The organism is Photobacterium sp. 53610 (assembly GCF_036409375.1).
Lineage (GTDB): Bacteria > Pseudomonadota > Gammaproteobacteria > Enterobacterales > Vibrionaceae > Photobacterium.
In genome coordinates, this window is record NZ_JAXOFS010000008.1 from 54,041 (window position 1) to 77,415 (window position 23,375).

The 23,375-nt window shown below is 54.6% G+C and carries 22 protein-coding genes; 15 read left to right on the forward strand and 7 right to left on the reverse strand.

Annotated elements, in window-relative coordinates; genetic code table 11:
• Positions 1–267 precede the first annotated feature (267 nt).
• Positions 268–840: a PadR family transcriptional regulator gene (locus SPK40_RS17415; protein ID WP_248144427.1), complete on the forward strand. Its 573-nt coding sequence runs from the start codon at positions 268–270 to the stop codon at positions 838–840.
• A 128-nt stretch (positions 841–968) separates the two neighbouring features.
• Here SPK40_RS17415 and metF read toward each other — a convergent pair whose 3' ends face one another.
• The 3 genes from metF to SPK40_RS17430 form a co-directional block, all read right to left on the reverse strand.
• Positions 969–1,871, reverse strand: a complete 903-nt coding sequence (gene metF / locus SPK40_RS17420; RefSeq protein ID WP_330961358.1) for a methylenetetrahydrofolate reductase — start codon at positions 1,869–1,871, stop codon at positions 969–971.
• Positions 1,872–2,152: 281 nt separating this feature from the next.
• Positions 2,153–4,558 carry a bifunctional aspartate kinase/homoserine dehydrogenase II gene (locus tag SPK40_RS17425; RefSeq protein ID WP_330961359.1) on the reverse strand — a complete coding sequence of 802 codons (2,406 nt, stop codon included), beginning with the start codon at positions 4,556–4,558 and terminating at the stop codon, positions 2,153–2,155.
• On the reverse strand, positions 4,555–5,724 hold the full coding sequence (locus SPK40_RS17430) for an O-succinylhomoserine (thiol)-lyase (protein WP_330961360.1): 1,170 nt from the start codon (positions 5,722–5,724) through the stop codon (positions 4,555–4,557). Before SPK40_RS17430 ends, SPK40_RS17425 begins: the two co-directional genes overlap by 4 nt.
• Before the next feature lie 185 nt (positions 5,725–5,909).
• On the opposite strand from SPK40_RS17430, the gene metJ reads away from it, so the two are divergent.
• A complete protein-coding gene (metJ, locus tag SPK40_RS17435; protein ID WP_248144431.1) occupies positions 5,910–6,227 on the forward strand; it encodes a met regulon transcriptional regulator MetJ in 318 nt (105 codons plus the stop codon).
• Between the two features lie 77 nt (positions 6,228–6,304).
• Here the strand turns inward: metJ and SPK40_RS17440 are convergent, their stop codons facing one another.
• Positions 6,305–7,552, reverse strand: a complete 1,248-nt coding sequence (locus tag SPK40_RS17440; RefSeq protein WP_248144432.1) for a malic enzyme-like NAD(P)-binding protein — start codon at positions 7,550–7,552, stop codon at positions 6,305–6,307.
• 243 nt (positions 7,553–7,795) lie between these two features.
• Positions 7,796–8,011 (reverse strand): 50S ribosomal protein L31, encoded by a 216-nt coding sequence (gene rpmE / locus SPK40_RS17445; RefSeq protein ID WP_211646471.1) that lies wholly within the window; start codon positions 8,009–8,011, stop codon positions 7,796–7,798.
• Between the two features lie 219 nt (positions 8,012–8,230).
• On the opposite strand from rpmE, the gene priA reads away from it, so the two are divergent.
• From priA to rraA, 7 genes are all read left to right on the forward strand, one after another.
• On the forward strand, positions 8,231–10,429 hold the full coding sequence (gene priA, locus SPK40_RS17450; protein ID WP_330961361.1) for a primosomal protein N': 2,199 nt from the start codon (positions 8,231–8,233) through the stop codon (positions 10,427–10,429).
• Between the two features lie 154 nt (positions 10,430–10,583).
• Complete coding sequence (cytR, locus tag SPK40_RS17455) at positions 10,584–11,615, forward strand: DNA-binding transcriptional regulator CytR (protein WP_256549380.1); 1,032 nt, start codon at positions 10,584–10,586, stop codon at positions 11,613–11,615.
• A gap of 148 nt (positions 11,616–11,763) precedes the next feature.
• Complete coding sequence (locus tag SPK40_RS17460) at positions 11,764–12,405, forward strand: SPOR domain-containing protein (RefSeq protein WP_330961362.1); 642 nt, start codon at positions 11,764–11,766, stop codon at positions 12,403–12,405.
• A gap of 196 nt (positions 12,406–12,601) precedes the next feature.
• Positions 12,602–13,129: an ATP-dependent protease subunit HslV gene (hslV, locus tag SPK40_RS17465; protein WP_254589111.1), complete on the forward strand. Its 528-nt coding sequence runs from the start codon at positions 12,602–12,604 to the stop codon at positions 13,127–13,129.
• Positions 13,130–13,138: 9 nt separating this feature from the next.
• On the forward strand, positions 13,139–14,470 hold the full coding sequence (gene hslU / locus SPK40_RS17470) for an HslU--HslV peptidase ATPase subunit (RefSeq protein ID WP_248144437.1): 1,332 nt from the start codon (positions 13,139–13,141) through the stop codon (positions 14,468–14,470).
• 123 nt (positions 14,471–14,593) lie between these two features.
• Positions 14,594–15,502, forward strand: a complete 909-nt coding sequence (locus SPK40_RS17475; RefSeq protein ID WP_330961363.1) for a 1,4-dihydroxy-2-naphthoate polyprenyltransferase — start codon at positions 14,594–14,596, stop codon at positions 15,500–15,502.
• A 189-nt stretch (positions 15,503–15,691) separates the two neighbouring features.
• Complete coding sequence (rraA, locus tag SPK40_RS17480) at positions 15,692–16,177, forward strand: ribonuclease E activity regulator RraA (RefSeq protein WP_248144439.1); 486 nt, start codon at positions 15,692–15,694, stop codon at positions 16,175–16,177.
• Between the two features lie 80 nt (positions 16,178–16,257).
• Here rraA and zapB read toward each other — a convergent pair whose 3' ends face one another.
• Entirely contained in the window at positions 16,258–16,500 is a 243-nt protein-coding gene (gene zapB / locus SPK40_RS17485; RefSeq protein WP_036754671.1) for a cell division protein ZapB, read from the reverse strand.
• Positions 16,501–17,097: 597 nt separating this feature from the next.
• Between zapB and SPK40_RS17490 the strand changes: the two genes are divergently transcribed.
• The 6 genes from SPK40_RS17490 to SPK40_RS17515 all read left to right on the forward strand — a co-directional run bounded on the left by SPK40_RS17490 (position 17,098) and on the right by SPK40_RS17515 (position 22,702).
• Positions 17,098–17,949, forward strand: a complete 852-nt coding sequence (locus SPK40_RS17490) for an MIP/aquaporin family protein (protein ID WP_248144440.1) — start codon at positions 17,098–17,100, stop codon at positions 17,947–17,949.
• Between the two features lie 55 nt (positions 17,950–18,004).
• The gene (gene glpK, locus SPK40_RS17495) at positions 18,005–19,519 is read left to right on the forward strand and encodes a glycerol kinase GlpK (RefSeq protein ID WP_248144441.1); all 1,515 of its coding nucleotides are present in this window, start codon (positions 18,005–18,007) and stop codon (positions 19,517–19,519) included.
• A 166-nt stretch (positions 19,520–19,685) separates the two neighbouring features.
• Positions 19,686–20,693, forward strand: a complete 1,008-nt coding sequence (gene glpX, locus SPK40_RS17500) for a class II fructose-bisphosphatase (RefSeq protein WP_330961364.1) — start codon at positions 19,686–19,688, stop codon at positions 20,691–20,693.
• 172 nt (positions 20,694–20,865) lie between these two features.
• Positions 20,866–21,483 carry a helix-turn-helix transcriptional regulator gene (locus SPK40_RS17505; RefSeq protein ID WP_248144443.1) on the forward strand — a complete coding sequence of 206 codons (618 nt, stop codon included), beginning with the start codon at positions 20,866–20,868 and terminating at the stop codon, positions 21,481–21,483.
• A gap of 28 nt (positions 21,484–21,511) precedes the next feature.
• Positions 21,512–22,255: a ferredoxin--NADP reductase gene (locus SPK40_RS17510; protein ID WP_330961365.1), complete on the forward strand. Its 744-nt coding sequence runs from the start codon at positions 21,512–21,514 to the stop codon at positions 22,253–22,255.
• 135 nt (positions 22,256–22,390) lie between these two features.
• Positions 22,391–22,702, forward strand: a complete 312-nt coding sequence (locus SPK40_RS17515; protein ID WP_248144445.1) for a DUF3135 domain-containing protein — start codon at positions 22,391–22,393, stop codon at positions 22,700–22,702.
• Between the two features lie 72 nt (positions 22,703–22,774).
• Here SPK40_RS17515 and SPK40_RS17520 read toward each other — a convergent pair whose 3' ends face one another.
• A complete protein-coding gene (locus SPK40_RS17520) occupies positions 22,775–23,122 on the reverse strand; it encodes a 5-carboxymethyl-2-hydroxymuconate Delta-isomerase (protein ID WP_248144446.1) in 348 nt (115 codons plus the stop codon).
• Positions 23,123–23,375: the final 253 nt, after the last annotated feature.

Genomic DNA, 23,375 nt, shown 5'->3' on the forward strand with positions numbered 1-23,375 from the left:
ATATACGTGCAGTGAATCAACATGAAGGAAACTTTGTGCACTGCATGCAGTCCGCATAATTGGACAAACGTCACAAGATAACTAATTGCTCACTGTTCACCACAGAATATTTATGCTTCTGCTGGTTGCAGTGATTCAATTGATGATATCCTATGTGATCTCGGCCGGGCACTGCAACAATACGATTATAAAAACGCCTAAGAGCGGATGGGTAACGTAACACCCGGTCGATTTATTTTTTTTGTAGTATTTTAACGGATAGAAGAGATGTCACTACCACACGTCATTTTGACCGTGCTGAGTTCGCGTGATGCGACCGGCTACGACATTACGAAAGAGTTCTCTCACAGTATCGGCTATTTCTGGAAAGCCAGTCATCAGCAGGTATACCGCGAGTTGAACAAAATGGCCACCAACAATCAGGTTACCTGTAAACTTGAACCTCAGGAGGGTAAACCGGATCGTAAGGTATATTCCATTACCGATCTGGGCCGGCAAGCGCTGTTTGAGTGGTTCCAGGAACCCGCTCGTAATCCAACCATCCGTGATGAGTTTTCTGCCAAACTGCTGGTCTGCGGCGTACACAACTCGCAGCCAATGCAGCAACAGCTGGAAGCACTGATCGAAGAATCTCACACACTGATGAACCATTACCATGAGCTGGAGAAAGTCCATTTCGCCAACTACAAAGACATGGATCGCCAGTCTCGTCTGGATCGCCTGACCCTGCGTCGTGGTATCCACAACCGCCAGGCCTGGATTGACTGGGCAGAAGAAGTACTGGCAGAACTGAAAGATATGGACAGCTCTGAAAGCAGCGTTGCTCTGAGCGCTGAGTAAAGACCACGACTCCCGGACCGGGAGTCCGTGATGTACCGCCATAAACAGGTACACCATCATCTTTTCATCAAAAAAGCCGCTTTCGCGGCTTTTTCTTTTTGGTCTCTGTCAGGTTCCCTGAGGCTTGCTCAGACGGTCGCTTCCGCTTCAGCGCGGACACCCAGCGTATGGCAGATTGCATAGGTCAGCTCTGCGCGGTTCAGGGTGTAGAAATGGAAATCCTTCACGCCTTCACGGCTCAGTACACGAACCATATCAATCGCATTACTGGCGCCGACCATCTGGCGACTCAGCAAATCATCGTCCAGTCCCTGATACTGCTTCTCCAGCCAGTTCGGAATTTTCACGTTATTGGTCTGGGCAAATCGCTTCGCCTGCTTCATGTTCACCACAGGCAGGATCCCCGGCACAATCTCAACATCAATGCCGGCAGCCACACAACGGTCGCGGAAGCGCAGGTAGCTCTCCACATCAAAGAAGAACTGAGTAATCGCACGGTTTGCACCAGCGTCCACTTTACGCTTCAGGTTGATCAGATCAGCCTGCGCACTTTTCGCTTCCGGATGCACTTCAGGGTAAGCCGCCACCGAAATGTCGAAATCGGCTTCTGCTCGCAGCAGTTCCACCAGATCAACGGCATACATGTCCGGCTTCCCGCCGTTCGGTGGCAGGTCGCCACGCAGGGCCACAATATTTCGAATCCCGTTTTTCCAGTAATCACGGGCAATGGAACGTAACTCATCACGGGAAGCATCAATACAGGTCAGATGGGGGGCTGCAATCAGACCGGTCTGATCTTTGATATCTTTGATGATCGAGTGAGTCCGATCCCGCTCACCGGAGTTGGCACCATAAGTGACCGAGACAAACTTGGGTTTCAGCGTTTTCAGACGATGAATCGAGGACCACAGGGTTTCCTCCATCGCAGGCGTACTTGGCGGGAAGAATTCAAATGACACATTGATCGCACCGTTCAGATCGGCGATGTTCTGATTTAAAGCATCCAGATGATTGGCGTAAGAGTAACCCATAATTGAAACCTTCCTGCTGATGGCCTGCGGCCTTCCCTGTAAACTCTGACGCCGAATAACCATTTAGACGTCTATATGTCCACAGAATGTCTTGTAACCAATTTAATGTCAACCGCATAAACATGAATTTTTCTCAACATCAAATCCCACTTTCTTCAAGTTCTGAATTTTGCACCTTAGGATCCCGTTCAGCCCGCGTACTCACTGTATTGTGAAGATAGCAAATACAACAAAGGGCAGCGGAAAACTGCCCTTTCGATCTATCTCATCACCCAAAAATCTTACAACAGGTTCGCCAGACGATTCAGATCGGACAGCAAGGCACCGGCCGTCACGTCACGCCCTGCGCCCGGGCCGCGGATCACCAGAGGATTCTCGCGGTACCAGCGGCTTTCAATGGCAAAGATATTGTCACAAGGCAGCAGGTTAGCCAGGGCATGTTCCGGCTCCAGTGCATCCAGCCCCACAACGGCCTGACCATTTTTATCCAGCCGGGCCACATAACGCAGCACCTTCCCTTCCCGTTGAGCTTTGGTCAGGCGAGCCTGCAGCCGTTCATCCAGAACAGGCCCCTGCTCAAAGAAGGCGTCCAGACTTAGACCGGCCAATTCCTCCGGCACCAGTGATTCCACTTTCACCTGTTCAGGCTCCAGTGCCAGACCGGACTCTCGCGCCAGAATCACCAGCTTCCGCATGACATCACTGCCATCCAGATCATGCCGGGGATCCGGCTCCGTCAGCCCCTGCTGCCAGGCCTGCTCCAGTAACTGACTGAACGGCAGACTGCCGTCAAATTGCTGGAACAGCCAGGACAGGGTCCCGGAGAAAATCCCCGACACTGCAATAATAGTATCGCCGCTGTCACGCAGGTCTTTCACCGTATGGTTCACCGGTAACCCGGCCCCGACCGTCGCGTTATACAGCCAGTGACGGCTGCTCTTCTCAAAGGCATCGACCACGGCACAATACACGTCTCCCGGTGCGGAGCCAGCCACTTTATTGGCTGAGATCAAATGCAGGCCACTGCTGGCAAAGTCAGAATACCGTTCAGACAGCGCCTTGCTGGCCGTCACATCCAGGACCACCAGCTCGTCGTAATCATGCTGACCCAACGCAGGCAACCAGTCGCTGCCACCGGTTGCTTCGTTGTCAAACTGGGTCAGCGCACGCTCTGTCGGAATACCTTGCAGGTCAATCCAGAAACGCCGGCTGTCTGCGACCCCGATCAGGGTAAAACTCATGCCATGACGCTTTTCCAGTGCCACCTTCTCTTCCCCGAACAGTTCCAGCCACCGGCTGCCGATATTGCCCTTACCGCAAAGGATCAGACCAATACGCTTCTGAGCCTGAAACAGACTCTGGTGGATCTGCTGAACCAGTGCCTGAGTGTCGGCCTGACGCAGCACAGCAATCAGACTGAGGCCGGATTCAGCCTCAGTAACGAATTCAACCGGCTGCCCTTTCAGCTGTTGCTGGAAGCCATGGCAGTGGACCGGATTATTCACCACACCAGCTCCCACGGCGGCAACCATGGTAAAGCCATCCCGGAGGCGGATCTCGGCATGAATACCACTGTCCTGTAACAGCAGCAGCACGCCATTGGCAACCTCGGCGGTATAAGCCAGCTGGATCCGCCCGGTATCCGTTTCAACATGCTGTGCCAGCGGCAGTGCCTGCTTCTGAGGTAACAGCCTTGCCAGCGTTTGCGTCAGCTGAGTCAGCGACCGGGCACCGCTCACCGACAACTCGAGCAGACAGACGTCATCCAGAGAGGTAATAATTTTGGCCCCGCGGCCGGAAGCCAGCACCCGCTCAACCCGGGTCGAACCGGATTCAGGTTGCTGGCTGCAGCGTAACGTCAGGTCAATCGCACTCTGAGCCACAGGCTGCAGCGTACGGCTGTGCAGAACCGGCGCAGCCAGCCGGGCCAGTTCATCCGCTTCATCCAGACGCAGTAATGGCAGCAGACAGGCATCGTTGACCACGCGCGGATCGGCACTGTATACCCCGGCGACGTCACTCCAGATTGTCACCCGGCTGACACCCGCCAGCGCACCGATGACAGTCGCAGAATAGTCAGAGCCGTTTCGGCCCAGCAGTACGGTCTCCCCGCCCTGATTCGCGGCCATAAATCCTGTAATCACCAGACGGTGACCGCTGTGCTGCGCCAGCTCATTCTGAAGCAGCGGCAGGGAACGGCCGCGATCAACCTCCGGCTGAGCTGCCCGTTCGGCCCGAAGGAAGAGTCGTGAGTCCAGTGCCCGTGCCGCCATTGCTTTCTGAGACAACAACGCAGCCAGCAACCGGGATGACCACAGCTCGCCGTGACCCAGTACCCAGGCCTGTCTGGCCGGGGTCATATCACTGCCGGAAAGCTGGCCCAGTGCACTGAATTCCAGATGCAGGGCTGTCAGGAGCTCATCAGCTTCCCCACCATCCAGCAGCTCCTCAACCAGATGCTGCTGAAAATTCCGCAAGTCCTGCAGGCTCTCATGCGCCAGACGACCATCCTGATTCAGCAGCGACAGCCACTGAATGAGCCGGTTCGTCGTTTTCCCGGCCGCCGAGACCACAATCAGATCTTCTGCATCAGAATACTGCAGCAAAATGTCAGCAACATTCCGGAAGCAACCGGCATCCGCCAGACTGCTGCCGCCGAATTTGTGTAACTGCCGTCCCTGGGTCATGCGCTGATCTCCGCAGCTTTAGCAAAGGCCTGCGCCAGATCGGCAATCAGATCTTCCGCATCTTCCAGTCCCACTGACAAACGCAGCAGGGACGGCAGCAGGCCAGCCTCCAGCTGAGCTTCATCAGACATCGCCCGGTGGGTCATGCTGGCCGGGTGGGCAATCAGACTTTCCGTTCCCCCCAGCGATTCCGCCAGCGAGAAACATTCCAGCGCAGCCACAAAGACTTTCAGCTGCTCCATACTGCCCGCCAGTTCGAAACTCAGCATAGAGCCAAAACCCGCCTGTTGCTTCGCCGCAATGTCATGCCCCGGATGATCCGCGAGACTCGGATGATAAATCTGACCCACCAGCGGCTGGGTCTGCAGATAGGCCAGCAAACGGGCTGAGTTTTCCTCATGCATGCGCATCCGAGGAACCAGAGTCCGGACCCCACGCAGGGTCAGATACGCATCAAACGGCGCGCCGGTGGCACCGATACAGTTCGCCCACCAGGACAGTTTTTCAGCATGCTCGCTGTCTTTGGCAATCAGCACCCCGCCCACAACATCGGAGTGACCATTGATGTACTTGGTTGTCGAATGCACGACGAAGTCCGCGCCCAGCGCAATCGGCTGTTGCAGGGCCGGAGACAGGAAAGTGTTATCGACGGCGACCAGCGCGCCAACCGTATGGGCCAGCTCACATAACTGAGCCACATCCACCACACGCAGCAAAGGGTTAGAAGGTGTTTCAACCCAGACCAGCTTCGGTTTTTTTGCCAGTGCCGCAGCCAGCGCCTGGGCGTCGCCCTGATCGACAAACTGCACCTTGAAATCCCCTTTACCGGCCCGGGTATTAAACAAGCGGTAAGTCCCGCCGTAGCAGTCATGCGGTGCCACAACCAGATCTTCCGGTCCCAGCTGGGCGGTCGCCAGCAGGTTGATGGCCGCAGTCCCGCAACTGGTCACCACGGCCCCGGCACCGCCTTCCAGCTCCGCCAGCGTATCCGCCAGCAGGTTTCGGGTCGGATTGCCCGAGCGGGAATAATCGTACTGGGGCAACGTCCCGAGTTCAGGAAAGCCATAGGTTGAGGTCAAGTAAATCGGTGGGACCACTGCGCGAAAAGGCTGATCCGTTTCAATGCCGCTGCGTACAGCGATTGTTGCTGTTTTCTTGTCGCTCATCTTCTAGCTTCCTTGTTCCTTGGGGTGGCCGGGGCCGACGGTCATCAAATTCCCACAACCTTAGCTACATTTAAAAAAGACGTCAACACTTCCAGACGTCCATATGTCTTTGCTTGTGGCAGTAAATCCCGCTAAAATTCCCCCATACAATATTTCAAAACCCTATATCGCTGAGAAGGTAAACAATGGCAAAGTGGAACGGTGAGTACATCAGCCCTTATGCGGAACATGGCAAGAAAAATGAGCAGGTCAAAAAAATCACTGTCTCTATCCCATTAAAGGTTCTGAAGATCCTCACGGATGAACGCACCCGTCGTCAGGTGAACAACCTGCGGCATGCCACCAACAGCGAACTGCTGTGTGAAGCATTTCTCCATGCTTATACCGGTCAGCCATTACCAACCGATGACGACATCCGGAAGGACCGTCCAGACGATCTGCCTGCAGAAGCGAAGGCCATCATGGAAAGCCTAGGCATCGAATACGAAGACATTAACGAATAAAAAAGATAGTCGGCCGAAGTAAAAAAAAAACCAGCCTGACGGCTGGTTTTCAATGCAAAACGCAAAATGATGTCTCTTTACACTTCCATGTAACCCACAGGCATTTCGATGCGGGCAACGCCTGACTCTACCGCAGCAACAGCGACCGCTTTCGCAACGCGAGGCAGCAAACGCGGATCCATTGGCTTAGGAATAATATAGTCAGGACCGAACTCCAATTTCTCAACACCAGCCGCCTTGGCCACTTCCGCCGGAACCTTTTCTTTCGCCAGTTCACGGATGGCATGAACCGCAGCCAGTTTCATCTCGTCATTAATCTCGCTGGCACGCACATCCAACGCACCGCGGAAAATGAACGGGAAACAAATCACGTTGTTCACCTGGTTCGGATAATCCGAACGGCCGGTCCCCATGATGAGATCATCACGCACGGCATGAGCCAGCTCCGGCTTAATTTCCGGATCCGGGTTAGAACAGGCAAACACAACAGGCTTTTCAGCCATCAGCTTCAGTGCTTCAGCAGACAGCAGATCCGGACCAGACACGCCCACAAAAATGTCGGCACCCTCAATCACGTCTTCCAGAGTACGCTTGTCGGTATTGTTAGCAAACAGCTGCTTGTATTCGTTAATGTCGTCACGACGGGTGTGGATCACACCTTTACGGTCCAGCATGTAGATCTTTTCACGCTGGGCACCACACTTAATCAGCAGTTCCATACAGGCAACTGCCGCCGCGCCCGCACCCAGACAGACGATCACCGCTTCATTGATATCTTTGCCCTGCAGTTCCAGTGCATTGAGCATCCCGGCTGCAGTTACAATTGCGGTACCGTGCTGGTCATCATGGAAGACCGGCACCTGGCAACGTTCAATCAGACGCTTTTCAATCTCAAAACAGTCAGGTGCTTTGATATCTTCCAGGTTGATCCCGCCGAAGGTGTCGGCAATGTTTGCGACCGTATCGACAAACTCGTCGATGGTGCGGTGTTTAACTTCGATATCAATCGAATCCAGGCCCGCGAAACGCTTGAACAGCAGCGCCTTGCCTTCCATCACTGGCTTGGATGCCAGCGGGCCGAGATTACCCAGGCCAAGAATGGCCGTACCATTGGTGATCACGGCAACCATGTTGCCTTTACCAGTGTACTTATAAACATTTTCTGCGTTCTGGGCGATCTCCCGCACAGGTTCGGCCACACCCGGGCTGTACGCCAGGGCGAGATCTTCTACTGTGTTGGCAGGCTTGCTCAGTTCAACCGAAATTTTCCCGGGGACAGGGTAAGCATGGTAATGAAGTGCTTGTTGACGAAAATCTTCAGACATAGTTATTAGAATCCTGAATGGATGGATGTTCGGTTCGGTATTGAACAATGGATCATATTCGATAGCAGCACAAAATCCTAGTTCGCGCAAGCTGGTAATACCAAGGGAATCACGGATGCGGGCCGGAAAAATGCCGGGCAGTGACGGAGGCGGGAGCTGAGGGGGAAATGATTAAGAAACGGGGCGCATAAATGCAAAAAGGGACGCCGCAGCGTCCCTTTTCTCGACAGTGTCTTCGAGCAATTACTTGCTAGACAGAGCGCCGAAACGCTTGTTGAATTTGTCGATACGGCCACCGGTGCTCACTTGACGCTGCTTACCAGTGTAGAATGGGTGACATTTGTCGCACACATCCAGGTTGATGTCGTCTTTACTCAGAGTTGAGTTGAAGACGAAAGTGTTGCCGCAAGAACAACGAGCGTTTACAGCAGTGTATTCTGGGTGGATACCTTGTTTCATGGGGAAACCTCATAGCTAAGGCCGTGTCGCTCTCCCGATCCAAAGCCGGGCACCACACGTGGTTAATAAATAATGCCGGGCCAACAGCTCCGGACAAACAGGCGGCGTATGATAATCAATCAGCTCACTCAGATCAACAGCAATCACCGAGCCTTCCCGCTTTGCCTTGTTCATTGTGCAGGGTACACTGCCATGTATCTGTAAGTATAAGTGAAGCCTATGACTGCCACCATCGCCCGGGTTGCCCTGCCTGTTCCGCTGGACAAAACTTTTGACTATCTGATCCCGGCCGGTACACAGCCTGTCATAGGTGGTCGGGTTCGTGTCCCGTTTGGCCGTCAGCAGCTCACCGGTATCGTCATCGCCCTCACAGACACTTCGGATTTTCCTCTTGAGCAACTCAAGCCCCTCAGAGCCGTGCTGGACAGTGAACCCCTGTGGCAGCCGCCGCTGTTTCAGTTGCTGGAATGGACCAGCCGCTACTACCAGTACCCGCTCGGCGATACCCTGGCCAATGCATTACCGTCAGCCCTGCGTAAAGGCAGACCGGCCAATGCCGAGATTCGTTTCTGGCAACTGACAGAAAAAGGAAAAGAGCAGCCTTTATCCGCCCTGAAACGGGCCCCAAAACAAGCCAGCATCCTGACTCTGCTGCGCAACGGTGAACTCAGCCACGAAGCTTTATTAGAAGAAGACGTCAGCAGCACAACCCTGAAAACCCTGACGGAGAAAGGCTGGATCCACAGCTATCAAGCCGTCCCTCAGAGCCTGCGCTGGCAGAATGAATTTGCGATTACCGAAGACAAGCCCCGGCTGAATGAGGAACAGGCCCTGGCGATTGCCAGTGTCAACGCCAATCCCGGCTACGGCTGCTATTTACTACAGGGCGTGACCGGTTCAGGTAAAACCGAAGTTTACCTCAACCTGCTGGAACCTGTGCTGGCCGCAGGTAAGCAGGCGCTGGTGCTGGTGCCTGAAATCGGCCTGACGCCGCAGACCATTAACCGCTTCCAGCGCCGTTTCAATGTGCCGCTGTACACCATCCACTCCGGTCTGAATGATACCGAGCGCCTGAGCGCCTGGCTGGCCGGGCGCGACAATCAGGCCGGGATCATCATCGGAACCCGTTCTGCCCTGTTCACGCCGTTTGCCAGTCTGGGCATCATTATCGTCGACGAAGAGCATGACGCATCCTACAAACAACAGGACAGCCTGCGCTACCACGCCCGGGATATGGCCGTGCTCAGGGCAAATAAGGAAAATATTCCGATCGTGCTCGGCTCAGCAACGCCGGCTCTGGAAACCCTGCACAATGCCCGCACCGGCAAATACCATCACCTGCACCTGACCCGCCGCGCCGGCAATGCTCAGGCTGCTCGCCACGGTGTGCTGGACGTAAAAGGCCTGTATCTGGATGCGGGGCTTTCCGCACCGCTGATCGCCCGGATGCGCCAGCATCTGAGTGCGGGAAATCAGGTGATGCTGTTTCTGAACCGGCGCGGTTTCGCCCCGGCCCTGATGTGTCACGAGTGCGGCTGGCTCGCCGAGTGTAAACGCTGCGATGCCTACTATACCTATCATCAGCATTCCGGAGAGCTGCGTTGTCACCACTGCCAGACCCAGCGGCCGGTGATGCCGCAGTGCCTGCAATGTGGTTCAACCCAGCTTCAGACCGTCGGGGTCGGCACCGAACAGCTGGAACATCAGCTGGCCGAGTTATTCCCCGAATTCAAAACCGTGCGCATCGACCGGGACAGCACCCGGCGCAAAGGAAGCCTGGACACGTATCTGGAAGCCATCCGCAACAAGGAATATCAGATCCTGATCGGGACTCAGATGCTGGCCAAAGGGCATCATTTTCCGGATGTCACCCTGGTCGCACTGGTCGACGTTGACAGTGCCCTGTTCAGCAACGATTTCCGGGCGCCCGAACGGCTGGCACAACTTTTCATTCAGGTTGCCGGACGGGCCGGACGGGCCAGCAAACCGGGCGAAGTGCTGTTGCAAACGCACCATCCGGAGCACAGCCTGCTTCAGGCCCTGCTGTATCAGGGGTATGACCATTTTGCCGGTCAGGCACTGACGGAGCGCCGGCAGGCGATGCTGCCGCCCTACACCTATTTGGCTTTATTCCGGGCTGAAGCCCAGCAAAGCGATGTTACCGAGCAGTTTCTGCTCCAGGTCCGGGGTATTCTCGAAGCCAGCCCGCTGTTCAGCGACCAGACAATGGTCATGGGCCCAAACCCGGCTCCCCTCTCACGCCGGGCCGGCCGCTATCGCTGGCAACTGCTGCTCCAGACTCCGGACCGCAAGACTCTGCAGCAACTGCTGACGGTTGCCCGTCCGGCAATTCAGCTGTTGCCGCTGGCCCGAAAAGTTCGCTGGTCACTGGATGTTGAGCCTCAGGATTTGGGATGAAGATAAAATAAATAATGCGAATTGGATCACAAGCCCAATGTAATTTATGCTATTGCGCACATGTTTAAACCTGCTCAAAGTGCCTACAATAACAGGCTTGCTGGATCAGGTTTCTGTCCCGATTTGACACGATCCTCCAGCATTATTGAGAGAAATATCTAGAGAGGAACAACTTATGGCGACAATGAAGGATGTTGCCCAGCTGGCCGGAGTTTCAACCGCGACGGTATCGCGCGCGCTGATGAACCCGGAAAAAGTGTCAGCCTCGACTCGTAAAAAAGTCGAACAGGCTGTCATGGACGCTGGCTATTCCCCCAACTCCCTGGCGCGAAACCTGCGACGCAATGAATCGAAAACCATTGTCGCAATTGTGCCGGACATCTGCGATCCCTATTTCACCGAAATTATCCGCGGTATTGAAGAAGCAGCAATGGAGCACGGCTATCTGGTATTGCTGGGCGACAGCGGCCAGCAGAAAAGCCGGGAAAACTCTTTCGTCAACCTGGTCTTCACCAAACAGGCTGACGGCATGCTACTGCTGGGCACGGATTTACCGTTTGACATCAGTAAGCCTGAACAGAAAAACCTGCCGCCGATGGTCATGGCCTGTGAATTTGCGCCTGAACTGGAGCTGCCGACCGTTCACATTGACAACCTGACCGCCGCATTCGAAGCCGTGAACTATCTGACCCAGATGGGGCACAAGCACATTGCGCAGGTCACCGGACCGGACAGCGCCATGCTCTGCCAGTTCCGGGCTCAGGGTTACCAACAGGCCCTGCGCCGCGCCGGAATCGAGCTGAACCCTGCTTATACGGTTAAAAGCGACTTCACTTTTGCCGGCGGCGCCCGTGCCGTCACCACGCTGCTGTCGCTGCCCGAGCCGCCCACCGCCCTGCTGTGCCACAACGATGTCATGGCTATCGGTGCCATGCAGCAGGCCAAACGTCTGGGTATCAAGGTGCCGCAGGATCTGTCGATTGTCGGTTTCGATGACATTCAGTTTGCGGAATACTGCGATCCTCCGCTGACAACGGTGTCTCAGCCGCGTTACGAGATTGGCCGTCAGTCGATGCTGATGCTGCTGGAAATTCTGCAGGGCAAAGACATTACCGCCGGCTCACGACTGCTGGATGCCAAACTGGTGATCCGCGAAAGTGCCGCGCCGCCAGCCAACAAGTATTGACGCGGCAACGCGGTGAAATATTGAGCAAAAGGTCACAGAATCATCGGGAAGCACACTCACCGACACTGGCTGAGGCTTCCCGACACTAGCCAGTCCGAACACTTCTTTGTACCATATCCGTCCAATCGTTCAGCAATAATCAAAAATTGTGGCAACCAAAGATTACGTCAAGCGAGGCCGGGCGACGAAGAAACCGGCCAGAAAAACCCGTTCCCGCAGCAGCCAGCCTCAAGGACAGTTCCCGATAAAATGGGCACTGATTGCTTTGTGCTTGGTTGTCGGCATGGGATACGGCCTCTATTTCCTGTCCAGCACTCCCAAACCTGCGACGCCAGTTCCTGAGCAGCCGGTTAAGCCGGTTCAGAGAGAGAGCCCGAAACCGGCCGTCAAACCCAAAACCGAACCGGTACCCAAGACTGAGCCGAAACCGGTCACGACGACGAAACCGCAGGAAAAACTGCCGCCGAAGCCTGCCGAGAAGTGGCGCTATATTGCAGAGCTGGAAAACAAAGAAGTTCAGGTTGAAGCCAAGAAAGTACCGGACACGCCCAACCGGCCGTATCTGATGCAGTGCGGCGCTTACCGGACACCGGCACAGGCCGAGGAACGCAAGGCAATGATCGCCTTCCAGGGGCTGAGCAGTCAGATCAAAGTTTCGCAGGGCGACAAAGGCAGCTGGTACCGCGTGGTGCTGGGCCCTTACCCGCAAAAACGAAAAGCCGAGAGCGACCGCAACATGCTGCGCCGAGCAGGCATCGAACCCTGTGCGATCTGGTACTGGGAATCCTGACCGTTTGGCAGCCGGTAACAGGCTGCTACACTGACAGAAGCCGTCTCAATTGACCCAAGGATGCCATCGGCATCCTTTTTTATTCCCTGTACGCACGCAGATGTTCCCTTTGCCTTGAAATCCGGTACCACCATCCCCAGATCTGCGTAATACCCATACCGGCTGACAAGCCGGATTGATGCTAAGAGGTAATACCGTGACAACTATAGTCTCTGTACGTCGCAACGGAAAAGTCGTCATCGCAGGTGATGGCCAGGTCTCACTGGGCAACACCGTGATGAAGGGCAATGCCCGTAAAGTCCGCCGTCTGTATAACAATCAGGTGCTGGCTGGTTTTGCCGGCGGTACGGCAGATGCCTTTACTCTATTCGAGCGTTTCGAGCGCAAGCTGGAAATGCACCAGGGTCACCTGATGAAAGCCGCCGTTGAGCTGGCAAAAGACTGGCGAACTGACCGCAGCCTGCGCCGGCTGGAAGCCTTACTGGCCGTTGCGGATGAAACAGCGTCCCTGATCATCACAGGCAACGGGGATGTGGTACAGCCGGAAAACGACCTGATTGCCATCGGCTCCGGTGGTAACTTTGCCCTGTCAGCAGCCCGTGCGCTGCTGGAAAATACCGAGCTGGATGCTCGCACCATTGCTGAGAAGTCGCTTAAAATTGCTGGTGATATCTGTGTTTACACCAACGACTTCCAGACTGTTGAAGAACTCGATACCCAGTAAGGATTCCCCATGTCTGAAATGACTCCTCGCGAAATCGTTCATGAACTGAACCGCCATATTATTGGCCAGGACAAGGCTAAACGCGCTGTTGCGATCGCCCTGCGTAACCGCTGGCGCCGGATGCAACTGCCGGAAGAGCTGCGTGTCGAAGTCACGCCGAAGAACATTCTGATGATCGGTCCGACCGGGGTCGGTAAAACGGAAATTGCCCGCCGTCTGGCCAAACTGGCAAATGCCCCGTTCATCAAGGTCGAAGCGACCAAGTTCACCGAAGTGGGTTATGTGGGTAAAGAAGTGGAAACTATTATCCGCGATCTGACCGATGTTGCCGTGAAAATGACGCATCAGCAGGCGATGGAAAAAGTCCGTTTCCGTGCTGAAGAGCTGGCTGAAGACCGCATCCTGGACGTCCTGCTGCCACCAGCACGCGATGCCTGGGGCCAGAACGAAGAAAGCGATAACAACTCAACGACCCGTCAGTCCTTCCGTAAGAAGCTGCGCGAAGGCCAGCTGGACGACAAAGACATCGAAATTGATGTTGCGGCACCGCAAATGGGCGTGGAAATCATGGCTCCTCCTGGCATGGAAGAAATGACCAACCAGCTGCAGGGCATGTTCCAGAACCTGGCCGGCAACACCACCAAAAAGCGCAAGATGAAAATCAAAGATGCGCTGAAAGCGGTGACTGAAGAAGAAGCAGCCAAGCTGGTCAACCAGGAAGAGCTGAAAGAGCAGGCAATTCACGCGGTTGAAAACAACGGTATCGTATTCATCGACGAAATCGACAAAATCTGTAAGCGCGGTGAAACGTCCGGCCCGGATGTCTCCCGTGAAGGTGTTCAGCGTGACCTGCTGCCGCTGGTCGAAGGCTCTACGGTCTCGACGAAACACGGCATGGTCAGAACCGACCACATCCTGTTCATTGCATCCGGCGCCTTCCAGGTGTCACGTCCGTCCGATCTGATCCCTGAACTGCAGGGCCGTCTGCCAATCCGGGTTGAGCTTGAAGCCCTGACCAGTGAGGACTTCAAGCGTATTCTGACGGAGCCGAATGCTTCACTGACGGAACAGTACTGCGCACTGATGGCGACAGAAAACGTGAACATCAGCTTTACCGAAGACGGGATCGCCCAGATTGCTGACGCGGCCTGGCAGGTCAATGAGCGGACCGAAAATATCGGTGCACGCCGCCTGCACACCGTCATGGAACGCCTGATGGAAGAACTGTCTTATGACGCTTCCGAGCAAGGTGGCAAAGCGCAGGTGATCGACAAAGCCTACGTTCAGGCCCATCTGGACGAACTGGTCGAAGACGAAGATCTCAGCCGCTTCATTCTGTAATCTCTTCCCGGGATACCTGTTTATGACAGGTATCCCGTTTTTCCCTTCCTTTTGCGCCAAAACAAAGTTCTTCTCCGCCCCGCTGCCATAATGTATTCATTCTTATTCACATTGCGGGCAACCATGCTGTTATCTCATCGCTCTGTCTGGCTTGATGCCACTCGACCCAAAACCCTGCTTCTGGCCATTGCAGCTTTGCTGTGTGGTAACGCACTTGCTGCCGAACAAGGCCATTTTTCACCGGCAGTCGCCCTGCTGGCGCTAGTGACCGCCCTGCTTCTGCAAATTCTCTCGAATCTTGCAAACGACTATGGCGATGTCAAAAAAGGCACAGATAACCCCCAACGACTGGGACCGGTCAGAGGCTTGCAGAGCGGCGCCATCACGCTGACCGCCATGCGCTCGGCCATCACGCTGACCCTGCTGCTCACCACCATCAGCGGAATCGCTCTGCTTCTGATTGCTCAGCCTTCCCTGACCGTTTTGCTGACCTTCATCGGTCTGGGGATCGCTTCAATCATCGCTGCTCTGGCCTATACGCTGGGCACCCGGCCTTACGGCTATCGCGGTCTGGGTGATCCGGCGGTCCTGATATTCTTCGGCTGGGTTGCGGTCGGTGGCAGCTACTATTTGCAGAGCCACCAGTTCTCGCTCACGATCTTACTGCCGGCCACCGCCAGTGGGCTTCTGGCTGTCGCGGTGCTCAACCTCAACAATCTGCGGGATATCGACAACGACCGTGCCTGCGGCAAAATCACTCTCGCTGCCCGGCTCGGCCCGACAGGAGGACGCTGGTATCATCTGGGTCTTCTGATTGCCAGCCTGCTTGGCTTTGCGTGTTACAGCTTACTCACTCCTGAGTCGGCATGGCGCTGGCTTTTCCTGCTGGCGGCACCGTTTCTGCTGACCCATGGGGCTCAGGTGCTGGCGGCAGCGGACGGAAGAGCCCTGCGTCCCATGTTTTCCTCGCTGATCCGGGCCGCAATGCTGACGAATCTGCTGTTTGCCATCGGACTGATTGCAGACCGCTAAAGCATTGCATCGGGATTGCAATGCCGCCTGAGCTGGTTATACTTTCAGCAAGTTATCAGCACAGATGACAGATTTATCCGGTCAGGTACTGCGCCAAGGGAACCCATCATCGGTTGTCACACCTCTGGCGTACGGGTCGGCATCTGGTTCAGGCTGGACACTTTTACTTGCCAACAAAGAAGCGAACTTATGGAATACAATACCTCTGAACTCTGTGATATTTATCTCGACCAGGTCGATGTGGTTGAGCCAATGTTCAGCTCATACGGGGGACGCAGCTCTTTCGGGGGGCAGATCACCACAGTGAAATGCTTTGAAGATAACGGTTTGCTTCACACTGTACTGGCAGAATCCGGCGTTGGCCGGGTATTGTTGATTGATGGCGGCGGCTCGCTGCGCCGGGCGCTGATCGATGCTGAGCTGGCTCAGCTCGCGGTACAGAACGAATGGGAAGGCATTATTGTCTACGGCTGTGTCCGCCATGTCGATGATCTGGATGAACTGGATATCGGGATTCAGGCCATGGCCTCAATTCCCGTCGGGGCCGACAGACAAGGCAGCGGCGAAGTGGATGTTGCGGTGAATTTTGGTGGCGTCACTTTCCTGCCGGAAGATCACCTGTATGCCGACAATACGGGAGTTATTCTGTCACCAGAACCGCTGGATATCGAATAACCCTTTCGCGTGTTCTCATTCGCCAGATACAAAAACAGAGCCTGTAGGCTCTGTTTTCGTTTCCGGTGCACGCAGCAGATTTATTCTACCGTGTCCATCTTGCCCAGCAGTGCGCGAACGCGCTCCTGCCATGCCTGATGATCATGACGCAGCTTTTCGTTGTCCTGAACCAGTGATTCACGATCCGCACGCAGTTCCTGAGCCAGATTCGCCAGGTTCTCGTTTTTCTCTTTCAGTTCTTCCACTTCCATCTGCAGCAGGGAAATGGTGTCGACGGCCATCTGCACTTTGGCTTCCAGCTGTTCCAGCATCTCTAAAGACATAGTTTTCACCCTATCAGCACCTGCGCAAGACCACAGCATCCCTTCCTTCTTGAGTTACAACAGTTGACGGCGAACGCTCGTTCAATCACATCGTACCGATAAGCCACGCTGTTCCTGATTTCCACATACCGCTTCATTGCAACACCAATTCGTTCGGGGATATCACCGCGACTACCAGGCAAATTACAAATCCAATGTGGCCCTATTCTAACTAGGCCTTATACGTCTGGCATCTACAAATACCACGCTTTATCACAAACGGGTAAAAATTATGCAAACTTCCACAAAATTTTACGAAAGCACGCGCCGTTTCAGTGCAGTCCGGGCCTGAACTGTTAGCAACCGCTCAGATTTCCGTTCCGGATTTTGCGGTGGAAAAAAGTGCATGCTAGTGTTCGCGCCAGCGCCGGGAAAAGTAGAGTTTTTGCTCAACACACCCTTGTCGTTTGACCTTCGATATTGACCATAAACACAAATAACATGCTCGAACGCACATTTTTTATTCGATTAACTTTCCAGAAAATCATCATTCGAGTATTTTTTGATTACATCACGATAACATCTTACTTACCTACGACTCGACAAAAGGACTGGCAAATGACCAAACGACAACCCCCAACGCTGCTCGGTGAATGCCTGGCAGAATTTATTGGCACCGGACTGCTGATTTTCTTTGGTGTAGGCTGTGTAGCTGCTTTAGTGTTAGCAGGTGCTAACTTTGGACAATGGGAAATCAGCCTGACCTGGGGTCTGGGTGTCACCATTGCGATCTACTGTACGGCAGGCGTTTCCGGCGCTCACATTAACCCGGCAGTCACCATTGCGCTGGCCCTGTTCCATGGTTTCGATAAGGCCAAGGTTGTGCCTTACATTCTTTCCCAGCTGGCGGGCGCTTTCTGCTCCGCGGCGCTGGTTTACAGTCTTTACAGCAACCTGTTCGTCGATTTCGAAAACGCGCATGGCATTCTGCGCGGCAGCGTAGAGAGTCTGGCCACTGCAGGGATCTTCTCAACCTATCCAAACCCAAGCCTTTCATTTTCAGGAGCTTTTGCAGTGGAGTTTGTGATTACTGCGGTCCTGATGTTTGCCATTCTGGCGATTGGGGATGAGCAAAATGGCGCACCACGTGGTCCGCTGGGCCCGGTTCTGATTGGTGTGCTGATTGCAGTGATCGGCGCATCCTTAGGTCCGCTGACCGGCTTTGCCATGAACCCGGCCCGCGACTTCGGCCCGAAATTCTTTGCTTATCTGGCAGGCTGGGGTGACATGGCCCTGACTGGCGGTAAGGATATTCCGTATTTCATCATCCCGATTCTTGCACCGATTGCCGGCGCTTGCTTCGGTGCCTGGCTGTACCCGAAAGCCATTGCCGTTTATCTGCCGGGTAACCGCTGTACCCTGCCGAACCAATGTGAAAGTGATGAAGAAAAAGAAACCGCGCAAGCCTGATTGCGGCGCGACTCCCCGATATACCTATAATTATCAGAGATAAGAGGACACTCAGATGACCACAGAACAAAAGTACATCGTCGCACTCGATCAGGGAACCACCAGCTCACGCGCCGTGATCATGGATCACGACGCCAACATCGTCTGCACCGCGCAGCGCGAATTCACCCAAATCTATCCGAAAGCCGGCTGGGTTGAACACGACCCAATGGAAATCTGGGCCACCCAGAGCTCGACGATGGTCGAAGCGCTCGCGAAAGTCGGCATCCGCACCGACCAGCTCGCCGGCATTGGGATCACCAACCAGCGTGAAACTACCATTGTCTGGGACAAAAATACCGGCAAGCCGGTTTACAACGCCATTGTCTGGCAATGCCGCCGTACCGCCGATATCTGCCAGCAGCTGAAAGAGCAAGGACTGGAAGACTATATCCGCGAGAACACCGGTCTGGTGGTGGACCCGTATTTCTCCGGGACCAAAATCAAGTGGATTCTGGACAACGTTGAAGGCGCCCGCGAACAGGCTGAGGCCGGTAACCTGCTGTTCGGTACTGTCGATACCTGGCTGATCTGGAAACTGACCCAGGGCCGTGTGCACGTCACCGACTACACCAACGCTTCCCGGACCATGCTGTTTAACATCAACTCTCTGGAGTGGGATGAAAAACTGCTGAAAGCCATGGATATCCCGCTGTCAATGATGCCGGAAGTCAAAGCCTCTTCTGAAGTCTACGGTCAGACTAACATCGGCGGTAAAGGCGGCACCCGTGTGCCAATCGCCGGGATTGCCGGTGACCAGCAGGCTGCACTGTTCGGTCAGATGTGTGTGGAAGCCGGTCAGGCGAAAAACACCTACGGCACTGGCTGCTTCCTGCTGATGAATACCGGCAAAGAAAAAGTCACCTCGCAAAACGGCCTGCTGACAACCCTCGCCTGCGGCCCGAAAGGCGAACCGGCCTACGCGCTGGAAGGTGCGGTGTTCATGGCAGGTGCATCCATTCAATGGCTGCGTGACGAACTGAAACTGCTGGGCGATGCCAAAGATTCTGAATACTTTGCCGAGAAAGTCGGCAGTGCCAACGGCGTTTACGTTGTACCGGCCTTCACCGGTCTGGGTGCCCCTTACTGGGATCCGTATGCCCGCGGCGCGATTGTCGGCCTGACCCGTGGTGTGAACAGCAACCACCTGATCCGTGCCACGCTGGAAAGTATCGCCTACCAGACCCGCGATGTGCTGGATGCAATGCAGGCAGATTCCGGTATCCACCTGGCTGCCCTGAAAGTCGACGGCGGTGCCGTTGCCAACAACTTCCTGATGCAGTTCCAGTCCGACCTGCTGAACACTGAAGTGCACCGTCCGGTGATCACTGAAGTTACCGCACTGGGTGCTGGTTATCTGGCGGGCCTGGCCGTGGGCTTCTGGGACAGCATTGATGAGCTGAAAGACAAAGCCGTACTGGATCGCAGCTTCACGCCATGCACGGATGACAGCAAGCGCACCCGCCGCTACAACGGCTGGAAACGTGCTGTTGAGTGTGCGAAAGGCTGGGCTATCGACGAAGAAGAGTAATCTCAACGTCCTATCGCTCGACTGACAAACAAGCCTGCCCTTCCGGCAGGCTTGTTTCTTTCAATGCTTATTCTCTGATGTTCACAACAGGAAAACGATTTCCTGCTGTTTGTGTTACAATTGCGCAGATTTTCATCATCTGTAGTTGTCTGATTCTGGAGTTCCCATGAAACGCGATTTGGCGATGGCTTTTTCCCGTGTCACCGAAGGTGCCGCACTGGCTGGTTATCAATGGCTGGGCCGGGGCGATAAAAACGCCGCAGACGGCGCTGCGGTAGCGGTAATGCGTACCCTGCTCAATCAAACTGAAATTGACGGTGAGATTGTGATCGGCGAAGGCGAAATCGACGAAGCGCCGATGCTTTATATTGGTGAAAAGGTCGGTGCCGGCGGTGACGCCGTAGATATCGCCGTCGATCCGATTGAAGGCACCCGAATGACCGCGATGGGTCAGAACAATGCCCTGGCTGTTCTCGCTGCGGGAGAGAAAGGTGCTTTTCTCAAAGCGCCGGATATGTACATGGAAAAACTGGTGGTCGGCCCGGCAGCCAAAGGGCATATCGATCTCAGCCTGCCGCTGGAAGAAAACCTGAACAATATCGCGGCCGCACTGGGCAAAACGCTGGAGACACTGGTCGTCATCACGCTGGCCAAACCCCGTCACGACGAAGTGATTGCCCGCATGCAGGGGCTGGGAATCCGGGTGTATGCCGTGCCGGATGGTGATGTGGCCGCCTCGATTCTGACCTGTATGCCGGACAGCGAAGTCGACGTGATGTACTGCATCGGTGGTGCGCCGGAAGGCGTGGTCTCTGCGGCCGCCATCCGTGCGCTGGGCGGTGACATGCAGGGTCGGTTGCTGCCGCGTTTTCTGGTCAAAGGCGGCAGTGACGATAACTATCGTATGGGTCAGTTAGAAATGGATCGCTGCCGTGAAATGGGCATCGAGCCCAATCAGGTACTGCCACTGGAACAGATGGCAAAAAGCGATAACGTCATCTTTGCCGGCACAGGCATCACTAAAGGCGATTTGCTCGATGGCATCAGCCGCAAAGGCAATATTGCCACCACGGAAACCCTGTTAATCCGGGGAAAATGCCGGACCATCCGTCGCATTAAATCGATTCACTATCTCGACCGCAAAGATCCGGCAATTTTGCCTCACATCTTATAAACCCTGCCTGTTTCCCGGCCTGTGTTCTCCGGAGGCCGGGAGATAACACCCTGATCATCATCAGACTTTCACGGTATTCTCTCGCAAACTGGACTATGCTATTTAGTAAAGCCGTTGCTTTATATACTGAGTCGGCGACATAATAGACCGAATGAACACAAGCAATACAACCATGAAAACCATAGATAAAATTCTCCACCGCATGAAGCAGGACGGACCGGTCACCGCCAAAGTACTGTCCGAAGAGCTGAAACTGACCACCATGGGCGTCCGCCAGCACCTGCAAGGGCTGGAAGATGATGGCCTGGTGGGCTTTGAAGATATCAAAGCCAAAGTCGGCCGGCCGACCCGTCACTGGCACCTGACGGCCAAAGGGCATGAACAGTTTGCCGACCGCCATGGTGATCTCATCATCCAGATGCTGGATTCGGTGGAAAATCTGTTCGGTCAGGAAGGACTGCAAAAAATACTGAATCAGCGTGAAGAAAACACGCTCAGTCAGTACCGACAGGCCATCGCAAAGGCAGAAGATTTAAAAGAAAAACTTCAGATCCTGACTACACTGAGGGAAAAGGAAGGTTACATGGCACAGCTGGAGTCTGATGACAACGGCTTCATTCTCATCGAGAACCATTGCCCCATCTGCCATGCCGCCAAACGCTGCCCCTCTTTATGTCGATCTGAACTGGCCGTTTTCCAGCGTCTGCTGGGCGACGGGGTAGCGATTGAGCGCAGCGAACACATCATTGCGGGTCAGCGTCGCTGCAGCTACCGGATATATCCGACCTGAGAATCTGATTATGTAAAAGGAGAGCACAATGGCCGACTGGATCCCTGCCAAGGTTATCAAAAACCGTCACTGGAACAGCGAACTGTTCAGTCTGACGCTGACGGCAAATATTGAACCCTTCAAAGCCGGGCAATTTACTAAGCTGGCGCTGGAATGCGACGGCAAAATGGTCCAGCGTGCATACTCCTTCGTCAACCCGCCCACCAGCGATCAGATTGAAATCTATGCCACCCGGGTCGCCGACGGCCTGCTCTCACCTCGGCTGCATGCGCTGGAAGAAGGGGATGAAGTGTTTATCACGGCCCGTGCCAATGGCTTCTTTACGTTAGATGAAGTGCCTGAAGGCGAAGTCCTCTGGCTACTGTCAACCGGCACGGCGCTGGGACCTTATCTGTCGATTCTGCGTGAGGAGCTCGCCTGGAAACGATTTCGTAAAATTGTCCTGGTTCATGCGGTCCGCTTCGCCGCCGACCTCAGTTATCAGGCCGAAATTAATGAACTCAAGGCCAAATATCCCGAGCAGCTGATTGTCCAGCCCTTTGTCAGCCGTGAACCCGCACCGCTGGCACTTACCGGACGGATTCCGCAAGCCATTGCCGATGGCATGCTGGAGCGCCATGTCGGGATCCCGCTCCATCCTGAAACCTGCCAGCTGATGCTGTGCGGAAACCCGGCCATGGTCAAAGATACCAAAGCCGTGCTTGAAGCACGCGGCTTTATTAAAAACCTGCGCCGGAAACCCGGTCAGATCACCGTCGAGCATTACTGGTAATTCGCCTGACTTTCCGGACAGCCGGGTTTACCCAATTGTTGAGCGTCTCATCAATGAGACGCTTTTTTATTTCCCCGCCATCTAGTGTTAAGGATGTCACAGTTTTGGCCTTTTTGGCTGTAAGGGGAATGGGTTATGCAAACTTTACCACCGTTTGATGAGCTCAAAAAACTGGCAGAAACCGCTCCGGAAGAGCTGGAAGCCTTACGACTGAGAATGAGCGAAGAAGTCATCCGGAATGCGAGTCCGGCCATGCAGCCAAGGCTGCGGGCACAGCTGAGCCATATCAACCAGATCATCGCCCGTGGCAAAAATCCGATTCACACCAACATGTTGCTCAGGGCCGAATTACAACAACAGCTTCAGCGCTTCGCCCAGTCACTGACTGCACCGGAAACGCTGACCGAACAGCAGGCAGAGATTATGCCTTTCCGGCGTCAGGCATAGTCTTGCCTTCAGACACAAACGGGCCGTCATCTGACGGCCCGTTTGTATTTGTCATCCGGCGTGATTACACCGTCAGCGTTTTGCCTTGAGATAAGTCTCACTTGCCATATCCCGAATTTCAATCGTCAGACTGTCAATGGTCGCGGCATGCTGCTCCAGCAGCGGCATCAGACGCTCTGCCAGTCCGCGCTTACAGTCATTGTCACGACCGGACAACAATGCCAGCTCCACATGGATAAAATTCCGGGCGTCGCCCCCTTCCCCAACCTGCCATTGGTGACATGGGTAAGCTCGGGATTTCACCGATGCAGGCTCAAAAACCCCGCACGTCAGTAACGACTGATGCAGATCCTCCAGCAGTGCAGCGACATTCACCCGCTCTGCGACAGGATCGGCAAATTCCAGTTTCAGGTGTGGCATACAACTCTCCTTGCTCAACAGGCCCGGCCTGTCATTTCCTTAATACCAGCCTAAATTAGCTGATTTTACTGCCCCAGGCGACCGGACTGTTCTGAAATCCTCTGCGGATCACTTTTCCCATTGGAATCAACTCACGCATCTATTCCGGGAATGAAAAAAAGTTACAGCTCAGAGTTCACTTTTGGCCCTGAAATCGGTACAAACAGCCATAGCCTTGCTCAAGATTAAGGAAGTTTACGTCTATCCGACGTAT